The 13814-nt window shown below is 40.3% G+C and carries 16 protein-coding genes; 5 read left to right on the forward strand and 11 right to left on the reverse strand.

Translation table 11 applies throughout. The features are described from left to right. Positions 1 to 63: 63 nt before the first annotated feature. From purB to F899_RS06180, 6 genes are all read right to left on the reverse strand, one after another. The gene (gene purB, locus F899_RS06155) at positions 64 to 1452 is read right to left on the reverse strand and encodes an adenylosuccinate lyase (protein WP_004810482.1); all 1389 of its coding nucleotides are present in this window, start codon (positions 1450 to 1452) and stop codon (positions 64 to 66) included. Between the two features lie 56 nt (positions 1453 to 1508). Continuing rightward, on the reverse strand, positions 1509 to 2240 hold the full coding sequence (hflD, locus tag F899_RS06160; RefSeq protein ID WP_004894049.1) for a high frequency lysogenization protein HflD: 732 nt from the start codon (positions 2238 to 2240) through the stop codon (positions 1509 to 1511). 13 nt (positions 2241 to 2253) lie between these two features. Beyond that, positions 2254 to 3387 (reverse strand): tRNA 2-thiouridine(34) synthase MnmA, encoded by a 1134-nt coding sequence (mnmA, locus tag F899_RS06165; protein ID WP_004894053.1) that lies wholly within the window; start codon positions 3385 to 3387, stop codon positions 2254 to 2256. Between the two features lie 4 nt (positions 3388 to 3391). Beyond that, positions 3392 to 3877, reverse strand: a complete 486-nt coding sequence (locus F899_RS06170; protein WP_005221494.1) for an NUDIX hydrolase — start codon at positions 3875 to 3877, stop codon at positions 3392 to 3394. A 280-nt stretch (positions 3878 to 4157) separates the two neighbouring features. Further along, positions 4158 to 5540: a heavy metal sensor histidine kinase gene (locus F899_RS06175; protein WP_005221496.1), complete on the reverse strand. Its 1383-nt coding sequence runs from the start codon at positions 5538 to 5540 to the stop codon at positions 4158 to 4160. Beyond that, a complete protein-coding gene (locus F899_RS06180; protein ID WP_005221498.1) occupies positions 5537 to 6208 on the reverse strand; it encodes a heavy metal response regulator transcription factor in 672 nt (223 codons plus the stop codon). The genes F899_RS06175 and F899_RS06180 overlap by 4 nt, the downstream gene beginning before the upstream one ends. A 121-nt stretch (positions 6209 to 6329) precedes the next feature. Between F899_RS06180 and F899_RS06185 the strand changes: the two genes are divergently transcribed. The 3 genes from F899_RS06185 to F899_RS06195 all read left to right on the forward strand — a co-directional run bounded on the left by F899_RS06185 (position 6330) and on the right by F899_RS06195 (position 8085). Continuing rightward, positions 6330 to 6806 carry a heme-binding protein gene (locus F899_RS06185; protein ID WP_005221499.1) on the forward strand — a complete coding sequence of 159 codons (477 nt, stop codon included), beginning with the start codon at positions 6330 to 6332 and terminating at the stop codon, positions 6804 to 6806. Positions 6807 to 6836: 30 nt separating this feature from the next. Continuing rightward, a complete protein-coding gene (uraH, locus tag F899_RS06190) occupies positions 6837 to 7235 on the forward strand; it encodes a hydroxyisourate hydrolase (RefSeq protein ID WP_005221501.1) in 399 nt (132 codons plus the stop codon). A 334-nt stretch (positions 7236 to 7569) separates the two neighbouring features. After that, positions 7570 to 8085 carry a DUF1543 domain-containing protein gene (locus tag F899_RS06195; protein ID WP_005221505.1) on the forward strand — a complete coding sequence of 172 codons (516 nt, stop codon included), beginning with the start codon at positions 7570 to 7572 and terminating at the stop codon, positions 8083 to 8085. A gap of 141 nt (positions 8086 to 8226) precedes the next feature. Here the strand turns inward: F899_RS06195 and F899_RS06200 are convergent, their stop codons facing one another. From F899_RS06200 to F899_RS06220, 5 genes are all read right to left on the reverse strand, one after another. Continuing rightward, positions 8227 to 9006 (reverse strand): DUF4262 domain-containing protein, encoded by a 780-nt coding sequence (locus tag F899_RS06200; protein ID WP_005221506.1) that lies wholly within the window; start codon positions 9004 to 9006, stop codon positions 8227 to 8229. Positions 9007 to 9083: 77 nt separating this feature from the next. Continuing rightward, a complete protein-coding gene (locus tag F899_RS06205; RefSeq protein WP_005221508.1) occupies positions 9084 to 9614 on the reverse strand; it encodes a gamma carbonic anhydrase family protein in 531 nt (176 codons plus the stop codon). A 111-nt stretch (positions 9615 to 9725) separates the two neighbouring features. Next, a complete protein-coding gene (dacC, locus tag F899_RS06210; RefSeq protein ID WP_004810469.1) occupies positions 9726 to 10874 on the reverse strand; it encodes a D-alanyl-D-alanine carboxypeptidase PBP5/6 in 1149 nt (382 codons plus the stop codon). Positions 10875 to 11001: 127 nt separating this feature from the next. Further along, positions 11002 to 11385, reverse strand: a complete 384-nt coding sequence (locus F899_RS06215) for an MCR_0457 family protein (RefSeq protein WP_005221511.1) — start codon at positions 11383 to 11385, stop codon at positions 11002 to 11004. 158 nt (positions 11386 to 11543) lie between these two features. Then, positions 11544 to 11918, reverse strand: coding sequence for an MCR_0457 family protein (locus tag F899_RS06220; RefSeq protein WP_004894072.1), 375 nt, complete (start codon positions 11916 to 11918; stop codon positions 11544 to 11546). Positions 11919 to 12027: 109 nt separating this feature from the next. On the opposite strand from F899_RS06220, the gene surE reads away from it, so the two are divergent. Both surE and F899_RS06230 read left to right on the forward strand, forming a co-directional pair. Beyond that, a complete protein-coding gene (gene surE, locus F899_RS06225) occupies positions 12028 to 12804 on the forward strand; it encodes a 5'/3'-nucleotidase SurE (protein ID WP_008306600.1) in 777 nt (258 codons plus the stop codon). 108 nt (positions 12805 to 12912) lie between these two features. Next, a complete protein-coding gene (locus F899_RS06230; protein WP_005221515.1) occupies positions 12913 to 13743 on the forward strand; it encodes a peptidoglycan DD-metalloendopeptidase family protein in 831 nt (276 codons plus the stop codon). Positions 13744 to 13814 lie beyond the last annotated feature (71 nt).

Here is a 13814-nt window from a genome sequence, read left to right on the forward strand (position 1 = left end):
TAGACATGATTATAAATAAAAAAAGCGAAGCCGGAGCTTCGCTTTTGGTCTTAATTGTCTAAATTAGATTTTAGCGATTAAGTCTTTAATTTGTTTTGCTTGTTCAGATGCATTACCTGTATATGTTGCAGGTGTCATTTCAGCCAAACGAGCACGATCCGCTGCAGGAACAGCTTCTAATTCGTTACCGTTTACGAAATCAACCATCATGTCACGAGTCATTGCCTGACCACGAGTCAATGCTTTTAATTTTTCATATGGTTTTTCAACATTATAACGACGCATAACCGTTTGAATTGGTTCAGCCAAGACTTCTTGAGCATTGTCTAAGTCTTCATCAATACGTGCAGCATTCAATTCAAGTTTACCCACGCCTTTTAAGCAAGCTTCAAACGCGATCAAGCTTTGCGCAAAACCTACACCCATGTTACGAAGAACAGTTGAGTCAGTCAGGTCACGCTGCCAGCGAGAAATAGGCAGTTTTTCGCCAAGATGTGCAAGAACTGCATTGGCAATACCCAAGTTACCTTCTGAGTTTTCGAAATCAATCGGGTTAACTTTATGCGGCATAGTTGAAGAACCCACTTCGCCTTCTTTTAGTTTTTGCTTGAAGAAACCAAGCGAGATATAACCCCAAACGTCACGATTAAAATCGATCAAGATGGTATTGAAACGACGAAGCGCATCAAACAGTTCCGCCATGTAGTCATGTGGCTCGATCTGAGTGGTGTACGGATTAAAAGTCAAACCTAAAGATTCAACAAATGCTTGTGAATGCGCAGGCCAGTTGATGTCTGGGTAAGCTGAAAGATGCGCATTGTAGTTACCCACTGCACCATTAATTTTGCCCAGTAGCTCAACTTGTTTGAACTGTTTGATTTGACGGGCAAGACGGTAAGCCACGTTCGCCATTTCTTTACCCAAAGTGGTTGGGCTCGCTGTTTGACCATGTGTACGAGACAACATTGGTTGGTCAGCATGTTTTTCAGCTAATGCAACAATTGAATCAATGATTTGTTGCATAGACTCAACCAGTACATCACGACCGCTTTTCAGCATTAATGCATGAGACAGGTTATTGATATCTTCAGAAGTACATGCAAAGTGAATGAATTCGCCTGCATTTTTCAGTTCTTCAATGCCTGCAATTTTTTCTTTCAGGAAATACTCAACCGCTTTTACGTCATGGTTAGTCGTACGCTCAATCTCTTTAATGCGGTTTGCATCTTCTTCAGAGAAATTTGCAACGATTGCATCAAGTGCTGCATTGGTTTCAGATGAGAAAGCTGGCACTTCAGTGATTTCAGGACGGTTGGCAAGCGCTTGTAACCAACGCACTTCAACAGTCACACGAGCATGGATCAGACCAAACTCAGAAAGAAAAGGGCGCAGCGCATCACATTTGCTAGCGTAGCGTCCATCTAATGGAGAAAGTGCAGTTAAAGCGTTCATATCGATTCCCTAAATTTTGGAATTAAACGAAAAACGAGATACGCGTACAGCATCAGTTAAACTGCCTGAAACTGTAAGCGCGCGAGATTTTGGATATCCTGTAGCAGCTTGCGCTTGCCAAAAACCATACCCCAGGAACTGCCGCCGAGTTGACGCCATAGGTGTGCCATTTGCAGGCCAGTAAACAATGAAGCACGAATACGGTTGGTGTGACCGGCATCTTTAAAGGCTTCAGCATTACCACGCACCATAATGCGCGGATTAATCTGTCCGGCAGTATCCACATAGGTTTGTGCGAGATTGGCAATGATGCTGGGGTGCATATAGTTATTGTCGAAAAAGGAGAGCTGTCTTAGAATTTTTTGCTGGGATTGTTCAATAATTTCAACAAATTTAGGATTGCTGTAGACCTTCTTTTCTAACTGAAGAAGTGCCATCGCATAGGACATTGGCAGCTTGGTAGAGGAGAGTTTTGGAAGTCTGGATTTTGGGCTGGTATCGAAGGGTTGAGTAATGGAACTTTCTAGGGTTTTTAATCCGAGAGAAATATCAGCCAGCTGATTAAACAAATCCAGGGTCTGGACATTGAGCGAGCCGCTTGGTCGGATATTTAAACTGGCTTTAATCAGCTGTTCAAAATAGAAATTACCACTTTCCCCAATGCTTTGCTGACCGGTTAAAGCAGTCATATGGGTCAGCTGGGTGGCCTGAAACACACCCGCTAACGCCAAAGCACGGTTTTGACGAACATTCAACGCTGTGGCCTGTTGAAAAGGTAATTTCGTCATGCCGACCTCATCCTTATATAAAATCAGGTTTAGGTGCATTGGTATGATGAATCACACCGCCACCCAAACATACTTCACCTGAGTAGAACACCACGCTTTGACCTGGGGTCACAGCTCGTTGTGGCTCATCAAATTCTACCCGAACACCTTGGGGTGTTTCTGGATCCTTATAAATGGTACACGCTTGATCAGGCTGACGATAGCGGGTTTTTGCCGTACAGCGGAAACCTGATTCAGAGATCTCCTGCTCACCAGCTACCCAGTCAATCGCTTCACTCCAAAGCATGGTGCTTTGCATTAGTGGATGTTCATGGCCCTGACCAACCACGAGACGGTTACCCTCGATATCTTTGTGCAGTACAAACCAGGCACCTTCTTCAGCGCCTTTCATACCGCCAATGCCGATCCCGCCGCGTTGACCGAGCGTATAGTACATTAAGCCGTGATGTTCACCAACCTCTTTACCGTCTTCTAGCACGATTTTTCCGGGTTGAGCCGGTAAATATTGCTTCAAGAAGTCATTAAAGCGGCGTTCACCAATAAAACAGATGCCCGTCGAGTCTTTCTTCTTCGCTGTAGCAAGACCTAATTCTTCTGCAATTTTACGCACTTGCGGCTTTTCAATTTCACCAACCGGAAACAGGGTCTTGTTAATTTCACGACCATGAACGGCATGCAGGAAGTAAGTCTGGTCTTTATTGTTGTCTACGCCACGTAATAAAGGTGCATATTGATCACCTTTAGAATTGGTCATGGTTTCACCACGACGACAATAGTGACCCGTCGCAATAAAGTCGGCACCCAGGTTAATCGCATGATCCAGGAAAGCACGGAATTTAATTTCTTTATTACACAAAATATCCGGGTTTGGGGTACGACCAGCCGCATATTCAGCCAGGAAATGCTCGAATACGCGATCCCAGTATTCCATTGCGAAGTTGGCAGTATGCAGTTTAATCCCGATCTTGTCACAAACGGCCTGAGCATCGGCAAGGTCATCCATTGCCGTGCAGTATTCTGTGCCGTCATCTTCTTCCCAGTTTTTCATGAAAAGACCTTCAACCTGATAACCTTGTTGAAGTAGGAGTGCTGCAGACACAGATGAATCTACACCACCAGACATTCCGACGATGACACGTTGTTGCATAGGATTAGGCATCCAAATTTGAAATTAAGGGAGAGTTTTGGTGCTCGTAAATGAGCGATAAAGGGTATTTTTGACCAGAAAGCGCATCTTGTACGGCTTTAATCACCAGCGGACTACGCGCACGAGCTGACTCTTGCAGTTCATCTAAAGTCATCCAGACTGCACCGACAATGTCCGTATCTAAAGTGGCATGTGGATCATAATCAATGGATTTGGCTAAAAAACAGAAGCGAAAATAAGTACGGTCTGGGAACATCGGCGGGGTATAGGTATACATGCCTAAAAGATGGGTCACTTCAACCGTATGTCCGGTTTCTTCCATGGTTTCACGAATTGCGGCCTCGACAATGGTTTCACCGCATTCTACATGACCTGCTGGCTGATTAAATACTGTGTGTGTCACACCTTCTGTATGTTCTTCTACAAAAAGGAATTTTCCGTCTTTTTCGACAACGGTTGCGACAGTGACGTGAGCAGTCCAAGCAGTCATAGAAACAGCACCATGGAAAATGATGCACTATTGTATAAAATTTTGTGGTGTGTGGCTATGTTGAGAGGGGATTTCTTTAGCTACTAAAAAATTATTAGTCTTAAAGAAATAAGCAATTTTATGAAATATTGCCTCTATTTTAAGCGTGAAATACTGAAAATCACTAAAAAAGCTCAATTCAACAGCATTAAGCTTTTATGTGTATAACAAAACTATGAATTATAAAAAATAATTTCTTATAACGTGCATCATGTTAATTGAGAAATATTAAGCATAAACTTTAAACAATATTCAGGTCTAAGCTTAAACCAAATACAATGCCTTGCTGGGTGTTATACGCATATGCTTCCCCATCATGTAACATCATAATAGATTTCACGATTGATAGCCCCAAACCGCCCGTTTTTGCTTTGGAATGTCGACTACTATCAATTTGATAAAAACGTTCAAATAAATGCTTCAAATGATGCTCATCTATAAAAATATTTTTGGTTAATACTTCAATATGACAAACATTGTCTATTAACTTTGTTGAAATAACGATGTCTTGACCTTCAAGACCATAATCAATGGCATTGATGATCAGATTGGACAGTGCTCTTTTAAGTAAATCTGAATTCCCATATATTTGAATTTCTTGTTCTAATTCCAGACTAAAGGTCATTTTTTTATCTTCAGCCAAGAATTCAAAGTAATTCACCAGTTCTAAAATCAGTGTAGATAAATTAATGATTTCTTTGGCGATAATATAATCAATGTGTTCAGAACGGGCGATGAACAGCATATTATCGATCATCTTACTAAGGAGCTCATATTCTTCAAGATGAGAATATAAAAGCTGTTCCAGTTCTTGTTGCGAGCGAGATTGCATGAGCATGATCTGTGTCTGACCCATTAAATTATTTAAGGGGGTTCTTAGTTCATGTGCAATATCTTCAGAAAATCGTGCCAATTGTTCATAGTTCAGTTGAATTTTTTCTAACATGGCATTCATTGCTGAACGGAGTTGTTCAACTTCAACTGTGGTACTTTGAGCTTCGATTCGTTGATGTGGTCGAGTCCCTTGAATTTGACGGGTTTGCTCAATCAGATGATTTAAAGATTTCAGTAAATATAAGCCGACCCAACGTCCAAGCAAGCTGGCGATAATAATGCCCAGTAGACTATAGAGAATCAATTTCCATAAATATTGATCTAAAGTCGCTTGGGCTTCATCGAATTGTGTACCAGCAATGAGTTGATAATATTGATGATTAAAAACAACCGTTTTATAGGCTAAACGAGTTGTAGCGAACTCATCTTGATTATCTAAAAAGGTAATTTTTGTTGATTCCGCCATAGCAGGAATATGGACGTTAAGCGGATTAATCTCAATTAAGGTCTGTTGTTGGTTTTTTAAGATTAAAAGATTATCTTCTTTTCCTAGCATATTTTCATACAGACGAGGGTACTGAACTAGGATTTGAAAACTTTCTTTATCTTTAAGAAAAATTTCAATACGCTCCATACGTGCCGTTAAATTTTGATCACGTTGCTTCGCTAACAACTGTTGCATGTTGTAATACGACAGTAAACCAATACCCAAAAATACAGTACAACAAATAATACTAAAGGAAATACTTAAGCGTGTGGTTAAACTCAAGTGTTGTAGCTGACTTTTCATGGATTGGCACTTAAGCGATAACCCATACCTCGAACAGTATGAATTAATTTAGGCTGAAAATGGTCGTCAATTTTGGCGCGTAATCGACGAATTGCCACATCAACCACATTGGTGTCCGTATCAAAATTAATGTTCCATACTTCAGATGCAATTTGCGATCGGGTTAATAACTCCCCTTGATGCCGCATTAAGAATTGCAAGAGCGAAAACTCTTTAGCGCTTAACTCAATTTTTTGTTGGTTTCGATAAACTGTATGTTCCAGTCGATATAAAATCAGATCCGCTACTTGATAGTATTCGGCGTCTGTTTTTACACTACGTCTCAATAAGCTTTTGACTCGTGCTAACAGTTCAATATAGGAGAAGGGTTTAATCAAGTAGTCATCTGCCCCTAACTCTAAGCCTTTAACTCGATCCAAAACATGATCTTTTGCAGTCAGCATGAGTACAGGGATCTGCGAGAAAGTTCTTAACGTCTTTAATACTTGCCAACCGTCAATTTCAGGCAACATGACATCCAAAATGACTAAATCATAATTTTTTTCTTGTAAGGATGTAAGGGCTGTTAATCCATCATGAGCAATACTGGATAAATAACCAGATTCATTTAAGCCCTTTGCTAAAAATTCAGCAATTTTAGTTTCGTCTTCAACAATAAGTATATGCATTTCAAAAATATTATATCAATTTCTCTGCCTCAACATTACAAATCTGTAATTTCATTGTCATGCAGTAACGGCTTTATTTTGACTAAGCTAAGTCATCTCTTCATTTAGCTTAATAGAACTCATGAAAAAACTTCTATGTGTTCCGGTCATTCTATGTAGCTCACTTGCATATGCTGCTCCATCAACCAGTTATGTGATGGACTTAAAGGTTGCGAATCAACTTGCGACAAACATTATGCAAGCTTGCACCGATATGGCAAAACCTGCGGCGGTGGTCATCCTTGACCAAGGTGGCAATGTTTTGGCAAGTCAGCGTCATGAAACAGTGGGTATTCATAATCTCATCGCAGCAGAAAGGAAAGCTTTTACCGCATACTCAACCAAGGTTACGACCTTAGAATTTATGCGTAATGCTCAGAAGAATAGCGATTCACAGAATTTAACCAGCTTACCCGAATTGTTGCTTTTAGGCGGAGGCGTACCAGTCTTTTATAAAAAGCAGTTGCTGGGTTCAGTTGGTGTGGCAGGTGCAGGAGGGTCATTACAAGATGACCAATGCGCGCAGCAAGGGATAGATAACACCCTTAAATTATTTTAAGACAATATCATTTTATAGAGGAAAACTGTTATGAAAAAATTATGCTTATTTGCAGGCTCAGTATTATTTTCAACATGGAGCATGGCACAAAATCCTTTAAGCGTGCATGTGCTTAACCTGGAAAATGGTTTACCATCACCTGAGGTGAATGTAACCTTAGAAGAGCAAAAAAATGGAAAATGGGTGCAAATTTCACAAGCTAAAACCAATGAACAAGGACGTATAACCGAATTATTTCCAGAGAATCAGAAATTTAAAAACACTACTTATAAAGTGACTTTCAAAACGGGTGAATGGTTTAATAAACATAATAAGAAAACCTTCTTTCCCGAAGTTCCTGTGATTTTCCAAACAGATGGTTCGGTAAATCACTACCATATTCCTTTATTACTCAGTCCGTATGGTTATTCGACATATCGAGGTAACTGAGTCCATTAAAGGATTTATCAAGTTAACTGATGTTATACAATAACGTCTTATACTATGTTTGGATCTAAACTAATACTACAACATGTATAGTACTTATTTTCAAATCTAGGTAATTGTATAACATCAAAAGTGAATCCATTTAATATAATCGCTGTTATACGAAATAGAACTCTATTGATATCTCCTAAAAATATTTACCTAAAACTTTATAAAATAAGGAAAAATATCATTTTATTCGTAAGTCGGAGTAGAGAATACTTCTTAACTAATGAAATCGAATTAATTTAAACTATGGATCTTTACTTTATTATTCTACTATTTAAAGGAATCTCCTATGTCTGAACTGCACTTCTACATCACCTTACTGGGCGGTAAACATGAAAAAGCCAATGTAGAAGTACATGATGTAATTCCTGTGATTAGTTCAGATATTGAATCTGCGTATCCTTATTTAAAACAACAATGGTTTGGCTTGCAAAAAGGCCTGCATGTCGATGGCTGGATGAAAATCAATGGAGTGAGTTATCAAGGAGTAAATTATCAGGTCCAGATTAGTGATTTGCCTGTAAATAGCGGTTTAAAACTGTTTTTGATTAATCTGGGTGCTTATATTCCAGACCAGTTTGGGGAAGTCCATAAATATCTGGTTGTGGCTGCCAAAAACAAGACAGAAGCTAAAGCCCAAGGTAAACTGGCAATTGAAAAAGGCTGGTATAAACCACATACCGATGCAGTGATTGATGTCGATGACTGTTTAGAGTTAAACCAGATTGATCAGAAATTTATACATTTGATCGAAGGGGATTTTGAAGCAAACAGCTTTAAGAACGATTATCTGATTGTTCCGTAATTTTAAAAATGGCTACTCGAAATGAAGTGGCCATTCTGATATTCATGAAGTGATATTGCTATAAAACTCCCGGTATTTAATTTTTTTAAATGAAATATTAGGTGTTTAAAGAGAGTTAAATATCATCTTAAACTCACTACTTTAACCAGCGAGTTGATCATTATCCTCTAGTTCTGTAATCATCCATTCATCCCCGATAAATTTCCGGTCAGCTGCCTGTCCATATTGCAGGTCGAATACTTCATTTAAGGTTGGATCACGTTGGAGGATGTGCTCTAATCCAACCAGTATATAATCCTCCTCAGCCAAGGGTTCTGCCGTCAAAAATTGCCAGTCACCATCGCGTTCATGCAATACGGTAACAATTGGCTGCTCCAGTTCCAGCCATTGCCTAGTCGTATAAATGCCTAAATTCCGTGGTTCGCGGAATTTAAACTCGGCATTGCGATCCAGCAGGGGCTGATCAAATTCAAAAACTTCCTCGAAGCCATCTTCCCAAGGAAATTTATCATTCCGATCTGTCCAGACTAATTGTAAGGCTGGAAACGCTTCATCTTGGTAATAGCTTTGCGCAATCCCAAAATAGTCACCGATATTTCTGCGATCAACTTTTAGAAACTTACAGCGGCTTTCTTTAAAAAATACATTCGGATACGTGTTACTGAGCTGGATGCGTTGACCTTTTTGAACGACCTCAGTTACATGATTCAGAATAGTTTGACTAAGTTTAGCAGTGAGTCCAAAACAGATAATTTCTGGATGCTGGAATCTTTCATACAGACCAATGCTATAGCTAAAAGGTGGAGAATAGTCAGTATGAGTGATCGAAATGATTTGTACGCCGTACTGTCGAATATTAATTCTGGTCTGATTTAATAGTCCATTGCGATCCGGGCAATGATGATCTTCTGTATGTTTCATGGTTTTTATTCTTTGAATTATTTTTTAAATGAACATACAGAAGATTTAAGCTTTCGACAAATGAAATTGTCTAAAGTTTATTTATAGTTAACTGAAACCTTCACATAATTCTGTGCTGAATACGGCAAAAAAGCTTTTTCTTTGTCGGTAAGTGGACGCACTTTTTTCACAGGGCTTCCTACATACAAGTAACCACTTTCCAAAACTTTATTTGGCGGAACAAGTGAACCCGCACCAATCATCACATCATCTTCAACAATCACATCATCTAAAATAATCGTGCCAATACCGACCAAAACGCGATTGCCAATGGTGCAGCCGTGTAATTTTACATGATGACCAATGGTGACATCTTCACCAATGATCAGTGGCGAACCTTCTGGCTTATCGGCTTTCTTATGACTGACATGCAACATGGCATGATCCTGCACATTGGAATTCTTGCCAATCCGGATATGATTGACATCACCACGAATTACGGCAAAAGGCCAAACCGAGACATTCTCAGCCAAAACCACATCGCCAACCACAATCCCCATAGGATCGATATAACAAGATTCATCAATCTGTGGGATCATGTCTAAATAAGAACGTATGTTTTGGCTCATAGTGGTCTATTCATTAAAAGTTTAAACGTCATGTATAGAGTATAAAATAAAAAGCACCCATCTGAATGAGTGCTTTGGTCTTAGTCTAAGGCTAAAACAGTCTGTTTAAACTTAAAATAAGTTACTGAAGAACTGTTTGATATGATCCAGCATACGCGCAAAGAAACCAGCTTCTTCTACAGCTTTTAGTGCAACAAGCGGTTTTTCAGCAATCACTTTACCATCAAGAGAAGCAACGTATTTACCTACCACTTGACCTTGTTTTAAAGGTGCAGTCAATTTAGGTTGAACTACGATTTGCGTTTTAATCTCATTCGCTTTGCCTTTTGGCATGGTCACATTGAAGTTTTCAGCAAGGCCGATTTGAACTTCATTTTCCTTACCAAACCACACCTTAGACTTGGCTAAGACTTGTCTGCCGGCCTGAACATTTTTAGTTTCGTAGTTTGCAAAACCCCATGCCAAAAGTTCACGTGTATGTGTTGCACGATCCTGCATAGATGGCGCACCGAAGATCACAGAGATCAAACGCATTGGACCACGTTTTGCAGAAGTCGTTAAGCAGTAACCCGCTTCATTGGTATGACCGGTTTTCAAACCATCCACACTTGGATCTGTATACAGCAGGGCATTACGGTTGCCTTGCTTGATTCCGTTAAAAGTAAATTCTTTTTCAGAATAAATCGGGTAGTACTTTGAACTGTCTTTAATGATGTGCTGTGCCAGCATGGCCATATCTTTGGCAGTCGAATAGTGACCTTCCGCAGGCATACCGGTTGAGTTTACAAAGCTGGTATTGGTCATGCCGATACGTTTTGCTTCCTGGTTCATCATATGTGCGAAGGTACCCTCGTTACCTGCAATATGTTCTGCCATTGCTTTGGAAGCATCGTTACCTGACTGGATGATGATACCGCGCAGCATCTCAAGTGCTGTTGCCGTGCCGTTTAGCGGAACATACATACATGATTCAGAACTACTACCGCGACACCATGCCGATTCGTTCATACGAACCTGTTCATCTTCAGTCAGTTCACCGCTTAATAACTTTTGTTCAATGATGTAGCTGGTCATCATTTTAGTCATTGAAGCAGGGGCTAGTTTTTCATTTTCATTTTTAGATGCGAGAATTTGCCCTGTTTCGTAGTCCATTAGCACATAAGATTTATTATTCAATTCTGGTGGTGCAGATAGGACAGTTGCTGCAAAGCTAAAACTAGGAATTAATAATAATGCAGCAAGAGCAGTTTTTTGGGTCATTTCTAGTAGGTTCCAATATCTTGATGTAAGCACGAAGAGCCTAGCATTTTAGGACAAAGCTAGGCGGACTTCTACGGTTTGCAGCGGCTTATTTCAAAAGTATTGTAAGCATGGCGGCAGAAAAAAATCAGGATTTGCTATAAGTGGTGAGTTCTGTACAAATCGCTTGATTTTTCTGCTGACCTGCTTTCTGCGCATCCTGTTGTGCTTCTTTCAGGATCGGCTGGAATTTTGTGTTTTTGCTAAGCTGATTCAAGGCTTCTACCGGGTTCTTTTGACCAGGCATATATTCACTGACCAGCTGGCTATAACCCGCTTTAAATTTATTCTGGTCTTTCACCATACCTGGACAGATTTCTGAAAGTACATAAATGGCCGCAAGCTCATGCTGAGTCACTTCTTGAATCGGAGTGACTTCCATATTGGTATCGGCTGCAAAACTTTGTGTAGTCAAAATGCTGAAAGTTGAAAGAGTAAAAATGCCAAAGGCTTTAATGAATAAATTTTTCATTGAAAATCAAAAGCTCAAATTAGAAATTAAGATGGGCTTAGATTAACTAATTTTGAAGGAATGAAAAGATTAAAAATGTAAGGAAGCAGTAAAATAATGGAGAAAATCGTTATATAAACAGGATGATGGCGCTGCATCATCCTGTCAGAAAGTCTGAATTAGATTTGTTGAGTGATCAGGTCATTACACACTGCCTGATGTTCATCTTTAGCGGTTTGCTTGGCTTCCTGGCGTGCTTCTTGAAGTGCTGACTGATATTCCTTGTCCTGCTGGATCTTGTCATAAGTCATCGATTTATCAGAATAATCGGATAAGTATTGTTTAATCAGCTGTTGAGTGTTCTGCTCAAATTTGGCATTTTTACCCACAATCCCCGGACAAACTTCAGTGAGCACTTGGACTGAAGCCAGGTCTTCCTTAATAGTCAAATCTACCTCAGCAGATAAATTTTCAGCTGAAAAAGCAGGAGAGCTCAGGCCAGCAGTCAGAGCAAAAGCCAGTGCGGCTACAGCAACCGTATTTTTAATCATCATGAACCACATATATTAAAGATGGATGTTGAACGATAAATATATATAATTCCGTGGCTAATACAAACAAATGTCCCAATCAGTCATTTTTTGGGACGAACGGGATTTTGCTGTGAATATATTGATATCAAATGATGATGGCGTATTTGCTCCGGGCATACAGGCACTAGCGCAGAGCTTAAAAGCCTTAGGCCGTGTAGTGGTTGTTGCACCTGAAAGCGAACGTAGCGGATTTTCCAGTGCATTGACCCTTGACCGTCCACTGCGACCGATTCAGATTGCTCCAGATGTTTGGGCAGTAAATGGTACTCCGGCAGACTGTGTCTATCTGGCCATGAATGGTTTGTTTGATGTCGAATTCGATCTTGTGGTGAGTGGCATTAATAGCGGTGCCAATCTGGGGGATGATGTATTGTATTCAGGCACAGTGGGGGCAGCATTTGAAGGTCGTCTAGCAAAACATCCTGCACTGGCTATTTCTTTGTGTGGGCAAAACGTGCGTGCTTATACCTCACCAGAAGATTATCGTGTTGCAGCGCAATGGGTTCATGACTTTATTGCAGCAGGTTTGCCAGCATTGCCTGAGCGTCAGATTTTTAATGTCAATATTCCGGATATCGCTGAGCTAAAAGGAACCAAAGTGACCTTCCAAGGTCGCCGTAGCCAGTCTAAACCCATTAGCAGTCATGTGGATCCACGTGGCCGTCAGGTTTACTGGATTGGTCTATCTGGTGAAGCAGTTGCAATGCCAAAGCATCAAGGAACTGAAATTGAGTCAGACTTTTTTGCCATCGCCAATGGTTATGTCAGTGTGACGCCAATCCAGATGGATGCTACAAACTATGACGTACTTCACGAATTACAGGGTCAGATTTTAAATAAAATCTAACTAATGTTATAACTTTGTGAATAGATGGACATTGCAACCTTATTTGCTGTGTTTTTTTGCTAATCTAATCGAGTTTTTTAAACCGTATAGATGTTAGAGAGGAAGATAATGTTCCTGGTGTCACCGAAACGCTTTATTGCTTTGCCTACAGGCCTGATTAAAACGTTAGTACTCACAACAGCAGTGGTTTCAGCAGTTATCGTAACTGGGTGTGCAACCAAACCTTATATTAATAATTCCGCACGTTATGCTGCAGCACCTGATTTTTATACGGTTCGTTCAGGTGACACCCTAAGTGGCATTGCAGCACGCTATGGTCTGAGCTATATCAGTGTCGCGGAAATGAATGACATTCCGGAGCCATATCGTATTTATGTCGGTCAATCGATCCGTTTGAAAAATACCAAACGCAGTACGACTACTCAAGTCGTTGATACTTCAGCACCTATCCAGCGTAAAACTGTCGTGGCTCCAACGCCGGTAACTCCAGCGCAGACCACTGTTAAAACGACACCATCAGTAACACCAAAAGTCACTACACCTGCTCCTGTGACAACTGTACCGTCATCCGGATTACGTTGGGTAAAACCATCGAATGGTGCAGTATTGCAGCAATACAATCTGGCTTCAAATATTAAGGGCATACGTTACGCAGGTAATGTTGGTGATCCGGTATTTGCTGCTGCTGATGGTCAGGTGGTGTATGCCGCTGACGGTCTAAAAGAATACGGCAATCTGGTGCTGGTCAAACATATTAATGGCTACATCACTGCGTATGCACATAACAGTAAACTTAACGTGAAAAGTGGTCAAAATGTAACCGCAGGCCAGAAGATTGCAGAAATGGGTTCAAGTGGTACAACCCGTACCATGCTTGAATTCCAGGTACGTCTGGATGGAAAACCGGTGAATCCTGCATCCGTTTTACCGAATAGTTGAATAAAAAGGTGCAAATGCTAAATTTCACCGTATAATACAATGAGTTGCTTTTATCAAAGGATGAAGCACCT

Source organism: Acinetobacter sp. CIP 101934 (genome assembly GCF_000369585.1).
Taxonomy (GTDB): domain Bacteria; phylum Pseudomonadota; class Gammaproteobacteria; order Pseudomonadales; family Moraxellaceae; genus Acinetobacter; species Acinetobacter schindleri.

What these genes read in the sequence shown, in the direction of transcription:
- hflD (WP_004894049.1), bottom strand. Translation starts at nt 2,240, where the DNA reads ATGACGAAATTACCTTTTCAACAGGCCACAGCGTTGAATGTTCGTCAA.
- purB (WP_004810482.1), bottom strand. Translation starts at nt 1,452, where the DNA reads ATGAACGCTTTAACTGCACTTTCTCCATTAGATGGACGCTACGCTAGC.
- F899_RS06180 (WP_005221498.1), bottom strand. Translation starts at nt 6,208, where the DNA reads ATGCATATACTTATTGTTGAAGACGAAACTAAAATTGCTGAATTTTTA.
- F899_RS06205 (WP_005221508.1), bottom strand. Translation starts at nt 9,614, where the DNA reads ATGAGCCAAAACATACGTTCTTATTTAGACATGATCCCACAGATTGAT.
- F899_RS06175 (WP_005221496.1), bottom strand. Translation starts at nt 5,540, where the DNA reads ATGAAAAGTCAGCTACAACACTTGAGTTTAACCACACGCTTAAGTATT.
- F899_RS06200 (WP_005221506.1), bottom strand. Translation starts at nt 9,006, where the DNA reads ATGAAACATACAGAAGATCATCATTGCCCGGATCGCAATGGACTATTA.
- F899_RS06170 (WP_005221494.1), bottom strand. Translation starts at nt 3,877, where the DNA reads ATGACTGCTTGGACTGCTCACGTCACTGTCGCAACCGTTGTCGAAAAA.
- F899_RS06185 (WP_005221499.1), top strand. Translation starts at nt 6,330, where the DNA reads ATGAAAAAACTTCTATGTGTTCCGGTCATTCTATGTAGCTCACTTGCA.
- F899_RS06215 (WP_005221511.1), bottom strand. Translation starts at nt 11,385, where the DNA reads ATGAAAAATTTATTCATTAAAGCCTTTGGCATTTTTACTCTTTCAACT.
- F899_RS06220 (WP_004894072.1), bottom strand. Translation starts at nt 11,918, where the DNA reads ATGATGATTAAAAATACGGTTGCTGTAGCCGCACTGGCTTTTGCTCTG.
- uraH (WP_005221501.1), top strand. Translation starts at nt 6,837, where the DNA reads ATGAAAAAATTATGCTTATTTGCAGGCTCAGTATTATTTTCAACATGG.
- mnmA (WP_004894053.1), bottom strand. Translation starts at nt 3,387, where the DNA reads ATGCAACAACGTGTCATCGTCGGAATGTCTGGTGGTGTAGATTCATCT.
- dacC (WP_004810469.1), bottom strand. Translation starts at nt 10,874, where the DNA reads ATGACCCAAAAAACTGCTCTTGCTGCATTATTATTAATTCCTAGTTTT.
- F899_RS06230 (WP_005221515.1), top strand. Translation starts at nt 12,913, where the DNA reads ATGTTCCTGGTGTCACCGAAACGCTTTATTGCTTTGCCTACAGGCCTG.
- F899_RS06195 (WP_005221505.1), top strand. Translation starts at nt 7,570, where the DNA reads ATGTCTGAACTGCACTTCTACATCACCTTACTGGGCGGTAAACATGAA.